Below are 20,176 nucleotides of genomic sequence, written 5' to 3'. Positions count from 1 at the left end.
CTCCAGATAAAACAGTATTGAGTCCATCATACCAGATGGACTCTTTTTTTACTGTCTACCTAAAGGGGATAATACCACTTAGAGCATCTTTTTTTATGAAAAAAAATAAATTTCTATTGCAAAGTGAAAACGCTTTTATTAAAATAGATTTATGAAAACGGTTGCGTAAAGGGATAAGAACAAATTAAAATGAGGAATCGTTTTCATAAAGGGAACAGAAATTATAATTTAAATCATTATGTTGTTATAAATAAAGGGGAGGAAGAACAGATGAAAATTACGTCTTTTGATTTTTGGCAAAAGTTCGGGAAAGCGTTATTAGTTGTTGTAGCTGTAATGCCAGCAGCTGGTTTAATGATTTCTATCGGTAAGTTAATTGGGATGTCTGCTGGGGATATTAACGCAGTTCATACGATCGCTCGCGTAATGGAAGACATCGGTTGGGCAATTATTACAAATCTACACATCTTATTCGCAGTAGCAATCGGGGGATCTTGGGCAAAAGATCGCGCAGGTGGTGCATTTGCAGCGCTATTAGCATTCGTCTTAACAAACAGAATTACAGGAGCTATATTTGGCGTAAACGCTGAAATGTTAGCGGATTCAAAAGCGAAAGTTTCTTCAGTATTAGCAGGAGATTTAATTGTAAAAGATTATTTTACTTCTGTACTTGGTGCACCAGCATTAAACATGGGAGTTTTCGTAGGGATCATCACAGGTTTCTTAGGAGCTACTTTATATAACAAATATTATAACTATAATAAACTGCCACAGGCATTAGCATTCTTTAACGGAAAACGATTCGTACCATTCGTTGTAATTGTTTGGTCTACAGTAACTGCAATTGTATTATCACTTTTATGGCCATTCATCCAAAGTGGATTAAATGAATTTGGTCGCTGGATTGCAGCTTCAAAAGATAGTGCACCAGTTGTTGCGCCATTTGTATATGGAACGTTAGAGCGTTTACTATTACCATTCGGTTTACACCATATGTTAACGATTCCGATGAACTATACAGAGCTGGGCGGAACATATACGATGTTAACTGGCTCAAAAATTGGACAAGTTGTAGCAGGACAAGATCCTTTATGGCTTGCATGGATTACAGATTTAAATAACTTATTAGCAAATGGAGATACAAAAGCATATAACGATCTACTAAATAATGTTGTACCAGCTCGTTTCAAAGCTGGACAAGTTATCGGTTCATCAGCAGCGTTAATGGGTATTGCATTCGCAATGTTCCGTAATGTTGATAAAGAAAAACGCGCAAAATATAAACCAATGTTCTTATCAGCAGCGTTAGCAGTATTCTTAACAGGTGTAACAGAACCAATTGAATTCATGTTCATGTTTATTGCTCCAGTATTATATGTTGTATATGCAATTACAACAGGACTTGCATTCGCATTAGCAGACTTAATTAACTTACGTGTTCACGCATTCGGATTTATTGAGCTAATTACTCGTACACCGATGATGGTGAATGCAGGACTAACTAGAGATTTAATCAATTTCGTTATCGTTTCATTAGTATTCTTCGGTCTGAACTTTACATTATTCAATTTCTTAATTAAAAAGTTCAACTTACCAACACCAGGACGTGCAGGTAACTACATTGATAACGAAGATGAGTCATCAGAAGGAACAGGAAATGTACAAGATGGTTCATTAGCAACAAAAGTTATTGATTTATTAGGTGGAAAAGAAAATATTGCTGACGTAGATGCTTGTATGACTCGTTTACGTGTAACAGTAAAAGATTTAGATGTTGTTGCACCAGAAGCACAGTGGAAACAAAATGGTGCTTTAGGACTTATCGTAAAAGATAAAGGTGTACAAGCTGTATATGGTCCGAAAGCTGACGTATTAAAGTCAGACATTCAAGATATGTTAGGTGCGTAATAATATGAAATTGCTAACTTTAAACTGTCACTCTTGGCAAGAAGAAAATCAAATAGAAAAGATAAAATATCTTGCTAAAGTCATTCAAGAAGAAGAGTACGATGTCATCGCATTGCAAGAAGTAAGTCAGTCGATAGGGGCTAAAAATGTATGCGGTAACAAGAAAGAAGATAATTTTGGACTTTTACTATTAGAAGAGTTAAAAGCGTTACATGTAAAAGATTACAATATTACTTGGGATTTCTCTCATATTGGTTATGATGTGTATGAAGAAGGATTAGCGATTATAACGAAGCATAATGTTGTAAAAGAAGATACGTTCTTTATTTCAGAAAATAAAGATACAACGTATTGGAAAACACGCAAAATTGTAAGTGCAACAATTGCTTATAATGGTAAGAACATCACGTTTTACTCTTGCCACCTCGGTTGGTGGGATGATGAAGAAGAATCATTTAAAGATCAAGTGAATCGTTTGATGGAGCGTGTAGATAGCAATGAACTTTCCTTCTTAATGGGTGATTTTAATAATAACGCTCGTTTGCAAGGGGAGGGCTATGAATATATGATGCAAAAAGGTTTGTACGACACATATGAACTAGCAATAGAGAAGGATGAGGGAACAACTGTCCAAGGTGAGATTGCTGGTTGGGATGAAAATAAACATAATTTGCGAATCGATCTAATATTGTGTAACCGAAGTGAAAAAGTTCGTTCTTCAAAAGTTATTTTTAATGGTACAAACCGAAATGTAATTTCAGATCATTTCGGTGTAGAAGTACAAGTAGATATATAATAGAAGAAATCCTCACAGATGATAAAAAGCTGTGAGGATTTTTTTAGGAATACAAGTATTTCCAAGAGAAAATACTTGTATTTTTTATGACATTTCCTATATATTTGTTATTATTGAATGTAAAACCGATTTGGTCATTTTGTATTCATACTTTGACTGACTTCGTTATATAATGTAGTAAGTCAAAGTTAATGGGAAAAAATAGTTCGTTTCTGGTTAATCCACGATGTAGAAAGTGATATAATTGCAAAATGTATGTATCATTTTCTAAAGAAGGAAAAATATATAATTAGGTGATAACTTCTATGAAACAAATTTGGCGTATTTATAAGACAGATTTACGGAATGTAGCGAAACATTGGGCTGCAATTGTTATTGTTGTAGGGTTAATGATTTTACCATCGTTATATGCATGGTTTAACATTAAAGCTTCCTGGGATCCATACGGAAATACAAAAGAAGTTCCCATTGCAGTTTCTAACCAAGATGCAGGCTCTAATTTAAGAGGAAAAGATATCAATATCGGGAACGAGATTGTAGATTCTCTGAAGAAAAACAAAAATCTTGGCTGGAAATTTGTAGATGAAAAACAAGCAATTTACGGAGTTGAACGCGGGGATTACTATGCAAGCATTACAATCCCAAAAGATTTCTCTGAAAAGATTGCAACTGTTCTGGATGAAAATCCACAGAAACCAGAACTTGATTACTATGTAAATGAAAAGGTAAATGCGATTGCACCGAAAATTACAGCAAAAGGTGCATCAGGTATTACAGAAGAAATTAGTAAAAACTTTGTTAAAACAGCGAACGGTGAGATTTTTAAAATCTTCAATGACCTTGGAATCGATTTAGAAACAAACTTACCAAGTATTGAGAAAGTAAAAGATCTTGTATTTAAGTTAGAAGCGCAGTTCCCAGAAATGAATACATTGATGGATAAGGCGTTAGATGATGCGACTCGAGCAGAGGATGTTGTGAAAGTAGCGCAGAAAGAATTGCCGGTTGTGGAAAGTGTTATTAATGATGGTCAAGAAGCGTTAGGGAATTTAGATAAATTCTTTGCAAGACAAGATCAAACATTGAAAAATGCTCCAGGGACGGTAAGAAATGATTTAGTAGCAGCAAAAGGTGTTATGGATAGTGCAGCTGCATTTACTGATTTTCTAATGAATCCAGGTGTAGAATTAAATATTCCTGACTTGTCTGGAATGAATGGATTACCTGAATTCCCAGCGAGACCGGATCTTTCTAAGTTGAATAGTGATGGTTATAAGAGTATAGCGCAAAGTATTAATCAAACAGTAAATAATGTTTTAAGTTCATCACGTGCAGGAACAGCTTATGGGAAAAGTGTTTTAAATGGCTTACAAAATGGCCAATTTGACCCTGAACAAGCAAAGAAAGATTTAAATTCGGTATCAGATAAATTGCAGACTGGTACAGATGGTATTTCATATCTTATTAATTTCTTTACTGAACTTCAGAACTCAGCGACGACTGATTTTGGTCAAAGCTTTTTCAAAGGGCGAGTGGGTCACTTAACTAATGTTAAAAAAGGTATGGAAAATGCAAACAATGGTATTAAAGATATTGTAAATGTTATCGGTACAGGACAAGAAGTAAAGAAAGATGTAACAGATGTAGCGAATCAAAAATTAGATGCAGCAAATGGATTAATTGATCAAGCAGAAAAAGATTACAATGAAACATTTGTAGCAGATTATAAAAAAGCAGTTAGCACAGTAGATCAAGCTAAAGTTGATGCAAATGCAGCATATGACAATGCAAAAGCAGATTACGATAAAGCAAAAAATGGCCTTGAAGGTGCAAAAGCAGATTTACAAAAAGCAAAAGAAGATGTACAAAACAGAGGTATTAACGGTTTAGACTCAACGAAAGTAGCTTTAAATAGTTTAAATGGTCAGTTCCAATCTGGAATCGGTTTAATCGATGATATGATCCCTGTTCTAGAAAGCACAAATAAGGTTTTAGCGGATGTAAATAGTGATAAAAATCTTAATAATGGAATTGCAAAATTAAATAAAGCGAAAAGTAGTCTGCAAAAAGGTGTAGATGCAACGAATAAGGGAATTACACTTCTTAACAATGGACAGAAACCTACAAAAGATGTAATTGAAAGTATTAACAACGCTGCGAAGGGCGGGTCAGCTCAGTTAACAGATGTATTATCGACGTATGATTCAGAAATTGTACCTAATTTCAATACAGCAATTGCTCGTACAAAAGAGATGTCGAAAAATACAACTCAAATTTTAAATGAAGCAGACAAAAAGCTTCCAGACGTTAAAAAGTTACTAGAAGATTCATCAAAAGGCTTAGTAGACGGTAAAAAGAAATTAACAGACATTAAAGCTGACATGCCGGAAACTGAGAAAAAGATTAAAGAATTAGCAGATAAAATTCGTGATTTTGAATCTGAAGAGGATATAAAAGACATCATACGCTTATTGAAAAATGATGTTGAAAAGCAAAGTGACTACTTTGCGAATCCAGTAAATTTAAAAGAGAATAAATTATTTGCGATGCCGAACTACGGTTCAGCAATGTCACCATTCTATACAGTGCTTGCATTATGGGTAGGCGCACTATTAATGGTTTCATTATTAACAGTAGAAGTACATGAAGAGGGCGCGAATTATAAGAGCCATGAAATTTACTTCGGACGTTTATTAACATTCTTAACGATAGGTCTTTCGCAAGCGTTTATCGTATCGATGGGAGATATATTCTTACTCGGTACGTACGTAGTCGATAAATTCTGGTTTGTATTATTTAGTTTATTTATAGGTGGAGTATTTGTTTGTATCGTGTACTCACTCGTTTCTATTTTCGGAAACGTAGGGAAATCGATGGCGATCATTTTACTTGTACTGCAAGTAGCAGGATCGGGCGGAACATTCCCAATTCAAATGACACCAGCGTTCTTCCAAGCAATTTATCCGTTCTTACCGTTCACATACGCAATTAGTGCAATTCGTGAAACAGTAGGCGGAATGCTTTGGGATATCGTAACGCGAGATTTACTTGTGTTAAGTGCTTTCGTAGTAGTTATGATTGTTGCTGCGTTATTATTGAAAACACCAATTAACAAATCAAGTGAAAAATTTGTTGAGAATGCAAAAGGAAGTAAAATTATTCATTAATAATAAAAGGTTCCTACCGATAGAGGTAGGAACCTTTTTTATTTAATCAAATTTTAATTTTTTTAATGCTTCTGCAAATGGGTTATTTAATGGTTCTTCTTCTTTTTTCTGCTGTTTCATATATTTTTGAACGTCGCGCTTATCAGCTTTGTTTCCAGATTCTTTTTTACGTCGCTCTTGGAATGTTGATAATTTCTCGCGATAGCCACATTTACATGCGAAGATTTGTCCAGCACCTTCACCACGTAATTCTAATTTTTTCTTACATTGCGGACAACGAGCGTTTGTTGTACGAGATACATTTTTACGATGACCACATTCACGGTCTTGGCAAACGAGCATCTTTCCTTTTTTGCCGTTTACCTCTAGCATTGGTTTACCGCAATCTGGACAAGACTTTGTTGAAATATTGTCATGTTTATATTTTTTATCACTCGATTTAATTTCAGAAACAATTTCTTTCGTATAGTTTTTCATTTCGGAAATGAATACTTCTTTTTTCAGTTTACCCTTTGCAATTGCCTCTAGCTTTTGTTCCCACTCACCAGTTAATGTAGGTGATTTTAACTCTTCTGGTACTAAATCAAGTAACTGACGGCCTTTTGAAGTAATATGAATATCTTTACCGCGTTTTTCAATTAAGAATGAATTGAATAGCTTGTCGATAATATCAGCACGCGTTGCTACAGTACCTAATCCACCAGTTGATTTTAGCGTATCAGCAAGTTGTTTATTTTGCGTATCCATATATTTTGTAGGATTTTCCATTGCTGAAAGTAAAGTCGCTTCGTTAAAACGTGCAGGTGCTTTCGTTTGACCTGATGTTTGCATAATTAATTTTACAGTTAATGTATCGCCTTTTTCGATGCGAGGTAAAAGTTGTTCTTTTACGTCATCAGTTACATCATCATCTTCAAAGCGATTTTCATATACTTCTTTCCAACCGGCATGTAAAATTGTCTTTCCGCGTGCAATGAATGTTTCATTGCCGACCTTTGTGCGTAACGTTAGTTGTTCGTATTCGAATGCTGGGAATAAAACAGCTAAGAAACGTTTTACAACTAAATCATAAATTTTACGTTCTTTATCTGTGAAGGCTGAGAAGTTAACGTATCCTTCTGTCGGAATAATTGCGTGGTGATCGCTTACTTTACTATCATCAACAAATGATTTATTAGCCTTGATAGGCTTTTGTAATACTTTATGTGCTAAAGGACGATATTCCCCAACGCCGCACGCCTTTAGACGTTCTGGAAGTGTTCCAACGATATCAGATGAAATGTAACGCGAATCTGTACGAGGGTATGTTAGCACTTTATGTTGTTCATACAATTTCTGCATAATGTTTAATGTTTCTTTCACAGAGTAACCGAACTTTTTATTTGCATCAAGTTGTAATTCAGTTAAATCGTAAAGACCAGGAGAGAATGATTTCTTCTGTTTTTTATCAATTTCCATAACAGTAGCATTATGTTTATCTAAACCTTTTACAATACCATCAATTTTTTCTTTATTAAAACTGCGGCTATTGCCATTTGCATCTTGCCAAGTTAGTTTTAATTGATTTGTCGTTTGAGCTTCGATGCCGTAGTAAGTTTGAGCTTTGAAGTTCTTTATTTCATCTTCACGATTAGCGATCATAGCGACAGTAGGTGTTTGCACACGGCCACAGTTTAGCTGGGCATTAAAGCGAGTTGTTAAAGCGCGAGTCGCGTTAAGACCGATATACCAGTCAGCTTCTGAACGTGCAACTGCTGAAGCGTATAAATTGTCATATGCTTTACCTGGTTTTAAATTTGCGAAACCATCTTTAATTGCTTTATCAGTAACAGATGAAATCCATAGACGTTTAATTGGTTTGTTAATTCGAACCTTATCAATAATCCAACGAGCGACTAATTCTCCTTCACGCCCAGCGTCTGTTGCTACAATAATTTCATTTACATCTTTTCTAAGTAGCTGACTTTTTACAGCATTAAATTGTTTCCCAGTTTGTTTAATAACCGTTAATTTCAAACGCTCAGGTAGCATAGGTAAATCTTCTAAATTCCACTTTTTATATTTCACATCATAGCTTTCTGGATCTGCTAATGTAACAAGGTGACCTAAAGCCCAAGTTACAATATATTTACTACCTTCAAGATAGCCATTTCCTTTTTTATCGCACTTCAGTACGCGAGCAATATCACGTGCAACGGAAGGCTTTTCAGCGATTACAACGCTTTTTGACATATTTAAAACATCCTTTCAAATTTCCATACGTTAACTATAGCATACATCTTCTTGAGATTCAGTTTCGCTCCAGATTTGAACGTTTTTTAATGGGATAACATCTGTTTGAAAGTGAATGATCGTGACAGAATATAATATGCACCATGATGAGACTGTGAGAAATAGAAAAGTAAAGAACTTGTTATTTTACTAGAATAAGAGTAGACTTTGAAGTAGATGAATACTAAACACATGGGAGTTTGTGGATACAAACTGAGAGTATGACTAGTCCGTCATTGACCATTTGAACCTGTTGGATAATGCCAGCGTAGGGAGAGTGTAAAAGCACATGTTCAGGCACTTTGCGTACGCGCAAAGTGCCTTTTTGTGTATCTCCCATAACTATAGTTAGGAGATGAGAAGGATGAATATGAAAGAAATTAGTAAAGTAGTGGATTTGGTGAGAGAATCTAATCCGCTCGTTCATAATATTACAAATGTTGTTGTAACAAATTTTACAGCTAACGGTTTGTTAGCGTTAGGGGCATCGCCTGTAATGGCGTATGCAAAAGAAGAAGTGGCAGAAATGGCTAGCATTGCTGGAGCGCTAGTATTAAATATGGGGACACTTCGTCCTGAAGAAGTAGAAGCGATGTTACTTGCTGGTAAATCTGCAAATGTGAACAATGTACCAGTACTGTTTGATCCAGTTGGCGCAGGAGCAACGTCGTATCGAACAGAAGTTGCGAGACATATTCCGGCTGAAATTGAATTAGCGATTATTCGCGGAAATGCAGCTGAAATAGCGAACGTAATTAATGAGAGATGGGAAATTAAAGGGGTAGACGCTGGTGCTGGAAATGGTAATGTCGTAAGTATTGCAAAGCAGGCAGCAGATGAACTAAATACAGTTGCAGTAATTACTGGAGAAGAAGATGTTGTTACAGATGGAGAGCGAACGATTGTTATTCAAAATGGTCACTCTATTTTAACAAAAGTTACGGGAACTGGTTGTTTGCTAACTTCTGTAATAGGAGCATTTGTAGCGGTAGAAAAGGATTATGTAAAGGCAGCGATAGCGGCATTAACGTTTTATGGTGTAGCCGCGGAACTAGCAGCTGCTAAGACAGTAGAAAAAGGACCTGGTAGTTTCCAAATTGAATTTTTAAATCAGTTAGCGAATACCACTTCGGGTGATATAGAGAAGTATGGGAAGATTGAGGTTATATAGTAAGGAGGGAAAATAAATGTCGCGTATTTCAAAGGCAGAAATGTCTAGGTTGTTATCCGTATATTTTATTATGGGAAGTAACAATTGTACGAAGGATCCACTACAAATATTGAAAGATGCACTTGAAGGCGGTATAACAATTTTTCAATTTCGTGAAAAGGGAGAAGGGGCTTTAACAGGAGAAGAACGTATTTGTTTCGCAAAAGAATTACAAGCAATTTGTAAGGAGTATGGTGTACCATTCATCGTAAATGATGATGTGGAACTAGCACTTGAGTTAGATGCGGATGGTGTGCATGTAGGGCAAGAGGATGAAGGAATTACTTCTGTTCGTGAAAAAATGGGGGATAAAATTATCGGTGTATCTACACATACAATTGAAGAAGCGCGCTGGGCAATTGAAAACGGAGCGGATTATTTAGGTGTTGGCCCTATTTTCACAACGAGTACGAAAAAAGATACGAAAGCGGTGCAAGGAACGAAAGGTTTAGCTCATTTTAGAGAACAAGGAATTACAATACCTATTGTCGGAATTGGAGGCATTTCAATTGAAAATACCGCTTCGGTTATAGAAGCAGGTGCGGACGGTGTTTCAGTTATTTCAGCGATTAGTTTAGCTGAATCTGCGTATGAAAGTACGAAGAAGCTAGTAGAGGAAGTGAGTAAGAAGGGGACTTCACACAAATATTAAAGAACATAATGGAAGAATGGACAGTTAAAAATATTTAAACAAACGTTTGATTAAAAAAGCACAAACCCTTTAAAACTTTGGGTTTGTGCTTTTTCTTTAAAACATAATTGAAATTAAGAGCATTCCAATTCCGATAGAAGTGAATGTTGCGATTAGTCCTGGAATCATAAAGCTATGATTTAAAACATATTTACCAATGCTGGTTGTACCAGTACGATCAAAGTTAATGGCAGCAACGATTGTTCCGTAGTTTGGAATGAAAAAATATCCATTTACTGCAGGGAACATCGCGATCAGTAGTGCCGGTGGAATACCGAGTGATAATCCAAGAGGCATTAAAGCACGTACTGTTGCGGCTTGGCTATATAGTAAAATAGATAGAATGAATAATGCGATGGCAAATAGCCATGGCGCACTTGTTACTAGATGCTGAATTGATCCTTGAATCATATTTAAGTTTCCGTTAAAGAAAGTATCTCCCATCCAAGCGATACCGAAAATAGCAACAACTGCTGTTGCCCCCGCTTTAAAGACGTTACCAGACACGATGCTTTCTACATTTGGTTTACAGAAAATAATAATAAGAGCTGCAATCGTTAACATAACCATTTCAATTGTGTTTGGCATGGAAAGACGGGCTAACTTCCCATCAACTATCCATCCTGGACGAAGTACTTCAAATGAACCGAGAAGTACGACAAGAAAAGTTCCTACTAGGAAAAGGATAACTGATAATTTAGCGCCTTTTACACCAACAAATTCTTTTTTCTCTTCAATCTTAGGAATCATTCCTTCTTTTAATCGTTTTAAGTATTCAGGGTCTTCATTTAATTCTTTCCCCATTTTGCTAGCAACAAATGCAGCTACCATACAAGCGATGAAAGTAGAAGGGATACTTACTTTTAAAATATCTAATAAGGTGATTTTATAGTCAGCTAACATTGCTAAAAGTGCAACTGTTGCAGCTGATATAGGACTAGCTGTAATTGCTTGTTGGGAAGCAATTACGGCGATTGACATTGGTCGTTCTGGTCTAATCCCAGATTCGCGAGAGACTTCTGCGATAACAGGAAGTACAGAATAAGCAACGTGACCAGTTCCTGCACAAAGTGTAAATAAATAAGTAACAATTGGAGCAAAGAATGTAATGCGCTTTGGATTTTTTCGTAATGCTTTCTCAGCCAGATGAACAAGGTAGTCCATTCCACCAGCAGCTTGGAGTGCACCAGCAGCTGTAATTACTGCTAAAATCATAAGCATTACATCAATAGGAGGAGCTGTAGGTTGTAAGTGGAAGACGAAAACAAGTATTGCCATACCAACGCCACCCATTACCCCTAGACCAACTCCGCCTAGGCGTGCGCCAATAAAAATGCAGAGTAGTAACGTAAGAAATTGTAGCCAAAACATGATAAACTACCTCCGAAATTCATTAGTTAAGATATATTCGAATAATTTAATTTGAATGAAAATTAAAATAAATACTCAAAACAATCCTTGTGTTATATACATTTTTTATTATATAACACAAGAAATGTAACATTCACGTACTTTGTTAAATTATTTCGAAAAAATAATACATTAAAACTTTGCATTTGCATCTCTAAATAGGTAGACATTTTAATTTTTATGTTGTAATCTTTGATAGAGAACAATGTAATTCTCATAGAACTCCCATATCGTTCAACTCGTTCAGCGAGAAAGGCAAACTGGTGGAAACATTAGGACGCAAAACTACAGGAGCTAAGGCCGAAAGGCTACGCTAGCCAGTTACCGGACGGATAGGGTTGGTCTTGACCAATGCTTTTTCATTGGTCTTTTTTTTATTTGCGAACAAATGAGAAACCTTATCAGCTGTTGATAAGGTTTCTATTTTAATAGTTTTCCTTTATATTAAGTTAATTAAGAAAGGTGATGTTGATGAAAAAATGTTGGCACAAGCTATCATTTCTTCAAAAGAATGTATTGTTAACTGTGCTAGTTATTTTGACGCTTGTTGGTACTATGGGAGCGTTAAGTTTTAACATGTTTCAAAATAGCATGATGTCTATATTTGAAAGGCATTCCTTTGAAACAGGAGATACGGTATTACATAAATTAGACGAACAAATGGTGAGAGATGTTACAAAAGACCCAGTAGCACAAAGAGAAAAGAGAGAGAAGTTAACAGAGAAATTAGATGAAGCAACGGAAGAATTGAATAGCGTTGGACAAATCTATATTGTTGGAGCAAAAGAAAACGAAAAAGGTGAGTTACTAATCGTCGATTTGTCTACAGAGTTAGCAAATGTTGTTGAAGTAAGGCCGGGAGAATATTATAAACAACCAGATCTTTGGATGAAAGCATACGATAAGGTAATGAGCACGAAAAAGGCAAATATGACAGAAGTATATGAGGACGTATTAGGAACATGGGTAACGATATTAGAGCCAATTAAAGATGGAGACGGAAATATTGTGGCAATTGTTGCTGCCGATGTAGATGCCTCTATTGTTCCTATTACAAAGGAAAAATTCATTATACAAGGTTTAATGTTTATTTGTATTTCTGTTTTAATTGCAACTGTTATTCAATTCTTAATCGTACGTAACGCACTTGCTCCATTGCGGGATTTACGTGAAGGATTACGCAGAGTTGGTGAAGGTGATTTAAGTATTAAATTAGAGGAAAGACCAGATGATATTGGTATTATTAATGCGTATTTTAATAATACCATCGAGAAGTTTAAAGGAATTATAGATAAAGTAAAGCAGACAGCAGAACAGGTTTCCGCATCTTCACAAGAATTGTCAGTGAGTACGAAAGAAAATAGCATGGCAGTCCAAGGAATCGTAAGTTCTATAGTTGAGTTAAGGGCTGGCGTTCAATTGCAAGAAACGTCAGTACCAAAGTATTTAGATATTGTATATGAAATGGAAGATAGGATGGAAGAGATCACTAATATTGCAAAACAAATGACGAAAGAGTCTGAAGGTACGAAGCATCATTCAGAAAAAGGAAATGGTATTATTGAACAGACGATGAATCAAATGAACATAATACAAAATGCAGTACAAGATTTATCTTCTATCATTTATTCTTTGGAAGTAAGATCAAAAGAAATTAGTGATATTGTAACTGTAATTACAAGTATTTCAAATCAAGCGAATTCGCTAGCTTTACATGCTACTATTGAAGCTTCACGTGCTGAGGAAACTGGAGAGGGATTTGCCGTTGTTGCTGATGAAGTGCGTAAATTAGCAGAGCAGACGGAAGCATCAGCAAAAGATATAGCAAAATTAATAGGGGAAACACAAGCCGGAACGGAAGAAGCTGTTGTTTCAATGCAAAAAACCTCAAAAGAAATAGAGTCTGGAATGAAACTTGTTGAAAGTAGTGGTGCTTTCTTTGAAAAAATTTCGAAATCAGCACAAACTGTTACCAATCAAGTTGGAGTTGTTTCTAGCAATTCAAATAATATATTGCAAAATAGCCAAAATATTGTTCGTGTTGTAAATGAACTATCACTTATTGCAAATAAGTATGCGAATAGTAGTAGTAATGTTGAAGAAAGTATGAAAGAACAGGAAATGTCTGTACAGGATATTGCTGAATTAGCCAGTTCTTTAAGCTGGCTCTCACAGGAGCTACAAGAGTTAATTGGGGAATTCAAAAGTTAAATGAAATGATTATACATGCTTTTGTTTGTTCAATAAAATAAATCATGCTACAATGAAAACGAATTAAGGACCGGGGAGCCAATTGGCTGAGAGGATGTGAGCAAACATCGACCCTCAACCTGATCTGGATAATGCCAGCGTAGGGAGTTACTTAAAGTGATGTAGCATATGTTATTCTATAATAACTTGCATACAAGGCTTTCCTACGCAGTAGGAAAGCCTTTTCTTGTTTTAAAATTTAATTTCATAAGGGGGATTTTACTATGTCACAACAAGTTACAATTTCGTTTTCAGTAGTACCACAAGCAAAGAACAAAGACGTGTATTCTGTTGTTGATAAAGCGATTGAGGTTGTACAACAATCGGGAGTTCGTTATGAAGTAGGGGCAATGGAAACAACGCTGGAAGGAGAATTAGATGTACTTCTTGATATCATTAAACGTGCACAACAAGCTTGTGTGGATGCTGGAGCAGAAGAAGTGATTACTTCTATTAAAATCCATTATCGTCCAAGCACTGGTGTAACGATAGATGAAAAAGTTTGGAAGTACCGTGATGAATATGCAAAACCAGAAGCAATCTAAAATAATTACAGCAATTTGGCTTATCCTTCTCATTGCGATATGGGAAGGATCTGTTTCATTATTTAAAATTGAACCGTGGATTTTACCGAAGCCTTCTGCCATTGTTCAAGAATTAATTGGAATGAAAGATTTACTATTACCGAATACGATGCAGACGCTGCAAGAGGTTATAATTGGACTTTTCTTTGCGATTTTAATTGGGACGAGCATTGCAATTCTTATGGACGTTATCCCTTTATTTCGTATTTTAATAAATCCGTTGCTTGTTATTTCGCAAACGATTCCAATCGTTGTACTTGCACCGTTATTTATTATTTGGTTTGGATATGGAATGCTACCGAAAGTAATGGTAGTCATACTCGTTTGTTTCTTCCCGATTGCGCTTAGCATTTTAGAAGGTTTTCAAACGGTAGATAAAAATATGTTGAAGTTGTTGCAAACGATGAAGGCAACGAAATGGCAAGTTTACCAGAAAGTAAAGTTTCCAGCAGTGCTTCCATACTTTTTCTCCGGTTTAAAAATTGCAGTTACATATAGCGTAATGGGAGCGATTATTGGAGAATGGCTCGGTGCCAGTGAAGGATTAGGAGTTATGCTTACAAGGGCTACGAAATCCTTTTTAACAGCCCGAGTATTTGGTGTTGCAGCAATTATTGTTATGGTGACATTATGTCTGTATTTTATCGTGGAGTTTATGGCAAGAATAACAGCACCATGGATATATAGAAAGGACGGCAGAAAATGAAAAAAGGTTTAAAAGTTATGTTGGCTGCCTTATTAGCGGTAGGTGTGGCTGGATGTAATCCGGCGAAGAAAGAAGAAAGTGCAAGTAAAGATCAAAAAGTAAAAGTAGTGCTAGATTGGTTTCCAAATACGAATCATACTGGCTTATATGTAGCGAAAGCGAAAGATTATTATAAAAAGCAAGGCTTAGATGTAGAAATTATTCAGCCTGGTGATAATGTGACGGCAGAGCAAATGATAGCTTCAGGAAAAGCTGACTTCGCAATAAGCGCGCAAGAAAATGTAACGTTGGCTCGTGTGGAAGGTATTCCTGTTGTATCAGTAGGAGCGATTATTCAGCATAATACTTCAGCTTTTGCATCGCTTAAGAAAGATAACATGACTTCGCCGAAAGATTTTGAAGGTAAACGTTATGGTGGCTGGGGAGGACCAGCGGAAGAAGCTACATTAAAGACAATTATGGAGAAAAATCAAGCCGATTTTAATAAAGTGGAAAAAATCATCTTAGGACAAACAGATTTCTTTAAATCAATTGGTCGTGATGCAGACTTTGAATGGATATATTACGGATGGGACGGTATTGAAGCGAAGCGCCAAGGAAAAGAGTTAAATACGATTATGGTGAAAGACTTAGACCCAGCGCTTGATTTCTATAGTCCTGTTATTATTACGAGTGAAAAACATACGAAGCAAGATAAAGACTTTGTGAAAAAGTTTATGAGTGCAACGACAGAGGGGTATAATTTTGCAATTAAAGAACCGAAAGAAGCTGCTGATATTTTAATTAAAGCCGTTCCAGATGTAAATAAAGAGTTAGTACAAGAAAGTCAAAAATGGTTAAGTACGAAGTATCAAGATGATGCAAAAGCGTGGGGAGTACAGAAGGAAGAAGTTTGGACGAATTACATGAATTTCTTATATGATAACAAAGTTATTAAGAAGAAAATTGATGTGAAAGATGCCTTTACAAATGAGTTCCTTCCAAGTGAAAAATGAGCGGATTACAAATAAAAGATATTGTGAAATCTTTCGATGGAAAGAATGTATTAGCAAATATTAGTGCTTCTATACGAGAGGGAGAGTTCGTTTCTTTTGTAGGACCGAGTGGTTGCGGGAAAAGTACACTATTAAATATGATCGCAAATGTTGAAAATCCAACAAGTGGAAGTGTAACGTATAACGATAAGCAAATGCAAGAGCAAGATGTTGTAAGTTATATGCCGCAGCAGGATTTATTACTACCGTGGCGGTCAGCTTTGCAAAATATCGTCCTTCCGTTAGAAATTGAAGGAAAGCCAAAAAAACAAAGGCTAACAGAAGGAATGGAAGCATTAAAGCAGTTTGAACTAGATGAATATGCAGACCATTATCCAGATGAATTGTCTGGTGGTATGCGTCAAAGAATTAGTTTTCTGCGCACATATTTATGTGAAAAGCCAATTATGTTACTTGATGAGCCTTTTGGTAAATTAGATGCTTTTACAAAAATGGAAGTACATAGCTGGCTTTTAAACTCTTGGCACCAAGAGAAGCAAACAATCGTTATGGTTACACACGACTTAGATGAGGCAATCTTGCTTTCGGATCGCGTATTTATTTTATCTCAAAGACCAGCATCAATAGTTGGTGAGGTACAAGTGAAATTACCTAGGCCGAGAACGATGGATATGTTAACATCACTTGAGTTAAAGAAGGATAAGGAAGAAATTTTGAGAGTATTAGCACCTTATATGAAAAAATAGAAAAAGTCTTTTAACAGTTTTTAGTATAATTACTGTTAAGAGGCTTTTTTATATAGGGGGAGAAAGATGAAATCTATAGAGCAAATAGTGGATGAATTAACAGCAGATAATCTCGAAGAAGGAAAATCTTTATTAAAAAATCATATTTTATTAATGAAGTATGGTATGGAACATCATGAATTAAACGAAGAAGAAATGACAGAAATTTTAAAGTGGGTTCAAGGCCGGGATCAATTGAGAAAAGATGTTCCAGAATTACGTGATTTACATTTAATTAAAAAGTTTCAAGCGGTATTAGATGAATTTATTCATTCAATAATTTTAAATGGTTATGTAGAAGACGCGGTAGAAATTCTAGAGAGTGTATTAAAAAGTATGGGGGCAGTCGCTCATATTGTAAAAATTATGTTTATTGGCAAAAGGAAAGTTAATAGAAATTCTTTAGAAATGGTAGAAGAGTTGAAACGAGAGTGCTACAACTTAATGGAACAGCGTGCTGCTGTCGGGTTACATGCTCAAATCTTTCACGTTTTAGGTTTCATTCATTCGGTTCAGTTTGATTTAGAAGAAAGGTCACAGGAACATGGGCGAAGTGTAATAGGATTTTTAACAGATTTTAAAACGAATGAATTGAAGTCTGTGCAACAATTTCAAACTGAAGATCATATCCCAGAAGTGAAAAATATAGTGAGTAAAGAGTATGGGATAGAATTACAAAGAAGAATTTATATGTGGAAATCGTTAACAATTATCTTTACAAGTCCATATGCATTAGAAAAGATGTATAAAGAAATTTATGCAGAGAACGATAAAACGTAGAAGGAACAAAAAGAACAATAGAGAATAGAATATAAAAGAGTAGTTTATACTCTTAATATAACGAATGTTAAAGGAGTGAAAGGATAAAATGACTTTATCAACTGTTCTTCAAATGGTTTTAGCTTGATAAGGGAGAAGTCTGCCCATTTTTATCGGTTAAGCTAAATTGAAGACAGCAGGTAAAGAACCTTAATCCTTTTTTACGATAATATGTAATGGGTAAGGTGTATTCACCTTACCCATTTTTTATATGCACAATTAAATAAGGCTTTATACTGTTGCTCTCTCTATTTAGCTTATGGACTATAAGTAGAGGAGAGAAAAAAATGAGTATATTAACGGTAGAAAATGTAAGTCATTCGTATGGTGAGAAGACCATTTTATATAATGCATGTTTTCGATTATTGAAGGGCGAACATGTTGGGTTAGTAGGGCAAAATGGAATTGGAAAATCAACATTGTTAAAGATTTTAACAGGAGAACTTATACATGATGAGGGGAATATTGAATGGTTTCCTCATGTGAAGGTAGGTTTTTTACAGCAGCATATAGATTTACAAGAAGGAATTACAATTGAGGGATACTTGCAAAGTGCATTTGCTGATTTGTATGTGATTGAATGCGAAATGTTAAAAATTGCTGAAGAAATGAATGGAGCAGGAGAAGTAGAAAAACTGTTAGTAAAGTATGGAGAATTACAAACTATATTGGAAAGCTCTAATTTCTATCACATTCATACAGAAGTTGAAGAAGTAGCAATCGGTTTAGGTTTATTTGAAATAGGTTTGAAAAAGGATGTATCGAAGTTAAGTGGGGGACAGCGAACAAAGTTATTACTTGGGAAGCTTCTTTTAGAAAAAGCTGATGTTTTATTACTAGATGAGCCAACAAATTATTTAGACACAGCCCATATAGAATGGTTGCAATCGTATTTGAGACTATATGAAAAAGCTTATGTAATCATTTCGCATGACGAATTATTTTTGAACAGTATTACAAATGTTATTTTTCATCTAGAAGGAGGGAAAGTGAAGCGATACCTAGGAAACTATGAAAAGTTTGTACAAAGTTATCAAGTGCAAAAGAAACAATTGCAATCGGCGTATGTGAAACAACAAAAAGAAATCTCTCAGTTAGAAACGTTTATTCAAAAAAATAAAATTCGTAAAGCGAAACAGGCTAAAAGTCGAGAGAAAGTATTGGAGAAAATGCAAAGGATTGAAAAGATTCATCCTGTACCTCGATCCCGTTTTGATTTCAATGTTTATGAGGAGCCGGTGAGTCGTATATTGCAAGCTGAGAAACTAAGGATAGGTTATAGTGATCCGTTATGCCCAGAGTTGAATTTACAAGTGAAAAAAGGAGAAAAGATAGCGATTATTGGTCATAATGGAATTGGAAAAACGACGATGTTAAAAACATTATTAGGTCAAATTAAGCCGCTAAGCGGTTCCATTTCTGTTGGAGAACGAGTAAACCCTGCGTATTTTGCCCAGGAAGAGTTTGCTTCAGAAACAACACCCTTAGAGAAAGTTTGGGCAGAGCGACCAGATATGACAAAGAAAGAAGTGCGCCAAGCATTAGCGAAGTGTGGATTGAAAGAAGAACATGTATTAAAATCTATTCGTTTATTAAGCGGAGGGGAACAAACGAAAGTACGTTTATGTGAACTTATCGTAAAGAAAAGTAATGTTTTAATTTTAGATGAACCAACTAATCATTTGGATATAGAAACAAAGAAAGCGTTGCAGGAAGCGCTACAACGATATAAAGGAACCGTTTTACTTGTATCACATGAGCCTTCTTTTTATGAAGCATGGATAACAAAAGTGTGGAATATAGAAGAATGGAACGCTGAACAATATGAATAAAGAAAAGGCATTAGCTTGTATAAGCTAATGCCTTTTCTTTGTGATTAACATGATTTTCGAGAACTCTTACATGAGAATTGTATGAAGAAGCACTCTTATGGTGCGCTTATAAGCGTGCTTTTTCTTTTGTTATGTTTATATTTATAATAATACTAGATGCCTTTCCCTAATAGGCGACTATCTTTCTTTATGTATATATAGATAGTTTGAAATGGAATAAAAATAATTCCTATATGTAAAGGATAATGTGATTAGTATAGGAAGACAATAGAGCTTAAAGGAAATTCATGTAAAATTCAGATGAACTTCACACGAACTTCATATTGGAAACTAAATATGATTATAATAGGTTATTATAATGTTTCTTTGTGATTTTTCATAAAATTAAAAGTTTGAATTTAGGAGAGAGGAATCAAACCTAAATTCAAACTTTAGTGAAATAATTAGTGGAAGTTACGTTTAGTTTTCGCTAATGGATGCATTTACAAGTTCAGCAGGAGTGCCTGTTCCTGCTCCTCCGATTGTAATCGATCCACCAGGAGGAATTTGACCATTCCATCCTGCATTCGTAATTACGTAATGATTATTTATTTTACTACTAATTTTAGAATCCCAAACTTGTGTTAAATTGCCGTTATAATCAAATTCTAATTTCCAGTTTTTAATAGGGGTCGTTCCACATGCCCATCAACTTAAGAACGAAAACAAAATGAACTTTCGTTCAAACAAACTAAAAAACACGTAATGTACTT

Annotated in this window: 14 protein-coding genes, 1 pseudogene and 3 riboswitches; of the genes and pseudogenes, 12 read left to right on the top strand and 3 right to left on the bottom strand. The window is 35.3% G+C overall.

Annotation, left to right across the window (positions count from 1 at the left end; genetic code table 11):
• Positions 1 to 270 precede the first annotated feature (270 nt).
• The 3 genes from PDQ68_RS27110 (at position 271) to PDQ68_RS27100 (ending at position 5,871) form a co-directional block, all read left to right on the top strand.
• Complete coding sequence (locus PDQ68_RS27110; RefSeq protein ID WP_000705540.1) at positions 271 to 1,908, top strand: PTS transporter subunit IIBC; 1,638 nt, start codon at positions 271 to 273, stop codon at positions 1,906 to 1,908.
• Between the two features lie 4 nt (positions 1,909 to 1,912).
• The gene (locus tag PDQ68_RS27105; RefSeq protein ID WP_061182789.1) at positions 1,913 to 2,704 is read left to right on the top strand and encodes an endonuclease/exonuclease/phosphatase family protein; all 792 of its coding nucleotides are present in this window, start codon (positions 1,913 to 1,915) and stop codon (positions 2,702 to 2,704) included.
• A 305-nt stretch (positions 2,705 to 3,009) separates the two neighbouring features.
• Positions 3,010 to 5,871, top strand: a complete 2,862-nt coding sequence (locus PDQ68_RS27100) for a YhgE/Pip domain-containing protein (protein ID WP_061182790.1) — start codon at positions 3,010 to 3,012, stop codon at positions 5,869 to 5,871.
• 42 nt (positions 5,872 to 5,913) lie between these two features.
• On the opposite strand, the gene topB is transcribed toward PDQ68_RS27100, so the two are convergent.
• Entirely contained in the window at positions 5,914 to 8,103 is a 2,190-nt protein-coding gene (gene topB, locus PDQ68_RS27095) for a DNA topoisomerase III (protein ID WP_061182791.1), read from the bottom strand.
• 221 nt (positions 8,104 to 8,324) lie between these two features.
• Positions 8,325 to 8,434, top strand: a riboswitch (TPP riboswitch).
• 63 nt (positions 8,435 to 8,497) lie between these two features.
• Between topB and thiM the strand changes: the two genes are divergently transcribed.
• Complete coding sequence (thiM, locus tag PDQ68_RS27090; protein ID WP_338083326.1) at positions 8,498 to 9,313, top strand: hydroxyethylthiazole kinase; 816 nt, start codon at positions 8,498 to 8,500, stop codon at positions 9,311 to 9,313.
• A gap of 16 nt (positions 9,314 to 9,329) precedes the next feature.
• A complete protein-coding gene (gene thiE / locus PDQ68_RS27085; protein WP_061182792.1) occupies positions 9,330 to 10,004 on the top strand; it encodes a thiamine phosphate synthase in 675 nt (224 codons plus the stop codon).
• A 96-nt stretch (positions 10,005 to 10,100) separates the two neighbouring features.
• Here thiE and PDQ68_RS27080 read toward each other — a convergent pair whose 3' ends face one another.
• Positions 10,101 to 11,414, bottom strand: a complete 1,314-nt coding sequence (locus PDQ68_RS27080; RefSeq protein ID WP_061182793.1) for an anaerobic C4-dicarboxylate transporter family protein — start codon at positions 11,412 to 11,414, stop codon at positions 10,101 to 10,103.
• Positions 11,415 to 11,697: 283 nt separating this feature from the next.
• Positions 11,698 to 11,782, top strand: a riboswitch (cyclic di-GMP riboswitch).
• A 142-nt stretch (positions 11,783 to 11,924) separates the two neighbouring features.
• Between PDQ68_RS27080 and PDQ68_RS27075 the strand changes: the two genes are divergently transcribed.
• The 7 genes from PDQ68_RS27075 (at position 11,925) to PDQ68_RS27045 (ending at position 19,424) form a co-directional block, all read left to right on the top strand.
• The gene (locus tag PDQ68_RS27075; RefSeq protein WP_061182794.1) at positions 11,925 to 13,664 is read left to right on the top strand and encodes a methyl-accepting chemotaxis protein; all 1,740 of its coding nucleotides are present in this window, start codon (positions 11,925 to 11,927) and stop codon (positions 13,662 to 13,664) included.
• Positions 13,665 to 13,725: 61 nt separating this feature from the next.
• Positions 13,726 to 13,827: riboswitch (TPP riboswitch) on the top strand.
• A 100-nt stretch (positions 13,828 to 13,927) separates the two neighbouring features.
• A complete protein-coding gene (locus PDQ68_RS27070) occupies positions 13,928 to 14,248 on the top strand; it encodes an MTH1187 family thiamine-binding protein (protein ID WP_000082897.1) in 321 nt (106 codons plus the stop codon).
• Complete coding sequence (locus tag PDQ68_RS27065) at positions 14,220 to 14,993, top strand: ABC transporter permease (RefSeq protein WP_001057149.1); 774 nt, start codon at positions 14,220 to 14,222, stop codon at positions 14,991 to 14,993. Before PDQ68_RS27070 ends, PDQ68_RS27065 begins: the two co-directional genes overlap by 29 nt.
• A complete protein-coding gene (locus PDQ68_RS27060) occupies positions 14,990 to 15,988 on the top strand; it encodes an ABC transporter substrate-binding protein (protein WP_049114343.1) in 999 nt (332 codons plus the stop codon). The genes PDQ68_RS27065 and PDQ68_RS27060 overlap by 4 nt, the downstream gene beginning before the upstream one ends.
• Entirely contained in the window at positions 15,985 to 16,734 is a 750-nt protein-coding gene (locus PDQ68_RS27055) for an ABC transporter ATP-binding protein (RefSeq protein ID WP_049114345.1), read from the top strand. Before PDQ68_RS27060 ends, PDQ68_RS27055 begins: the two co-directional genes overlap by 4 nt.
• A 66-nt stretch (positions 16,735 to 16,800) precedes the next feature.
• The gene (locus PDQ68_RS27050; RefSeq protein WP_000835394.1) at positions 16,801 to 17,553 is read left to right on the top strand and encodes a hypothetical protein; all 753 of its coding nucleotides are present in this window, start codon (positions 16,801 to 16,803) and stop codon (positions 17,551 to 17,553) included.
• A 326-nt stretch (positions 17,554 to 17,879) separates the two neighbouring features.
• Positions 17,880 to 19,424: an ABC-F family ATP-binding cassette domain-containing protein gene (locus PDQ68_RS27045; protein WP_061182795.1), complete on the top strand. Its 1,545-nt coding sequence runs from the start codon at positions 17,880 to 17,882 to the stop codon at positions 19,422 to 19,424.
• Positions 19,425 to 19,883: 459 nt separating this feature from the next.
• Here PDQ68_RS27045 and PDQ68_RS27040 read toward each other — a convergent pair.
• A pseudogene (locus PDQ68_RS27040) lies at positions 19,884 to 20,102 on the bottom strand (cellulose binding domain-containing protein); the annotation flags it as partial.
• Between the last annotated feature and the right edge of the window lie 74 nt (positions 20,103 to 20,176).

The organism is Bacillus cereus group sp. Bc010 (assembly GCF_027716745.1).
Lineage (GTDB): Bacteria > Bacillota > Bacilli > Bacillales > Bacillaceae_G > Bacillus_A > Bacillus_A pacificus.
The sequence above is the reverse complement of the archived record's forward strand: the minus strand, read 5'-3'. Positions and strand labels throughout refer to the sequence as shown.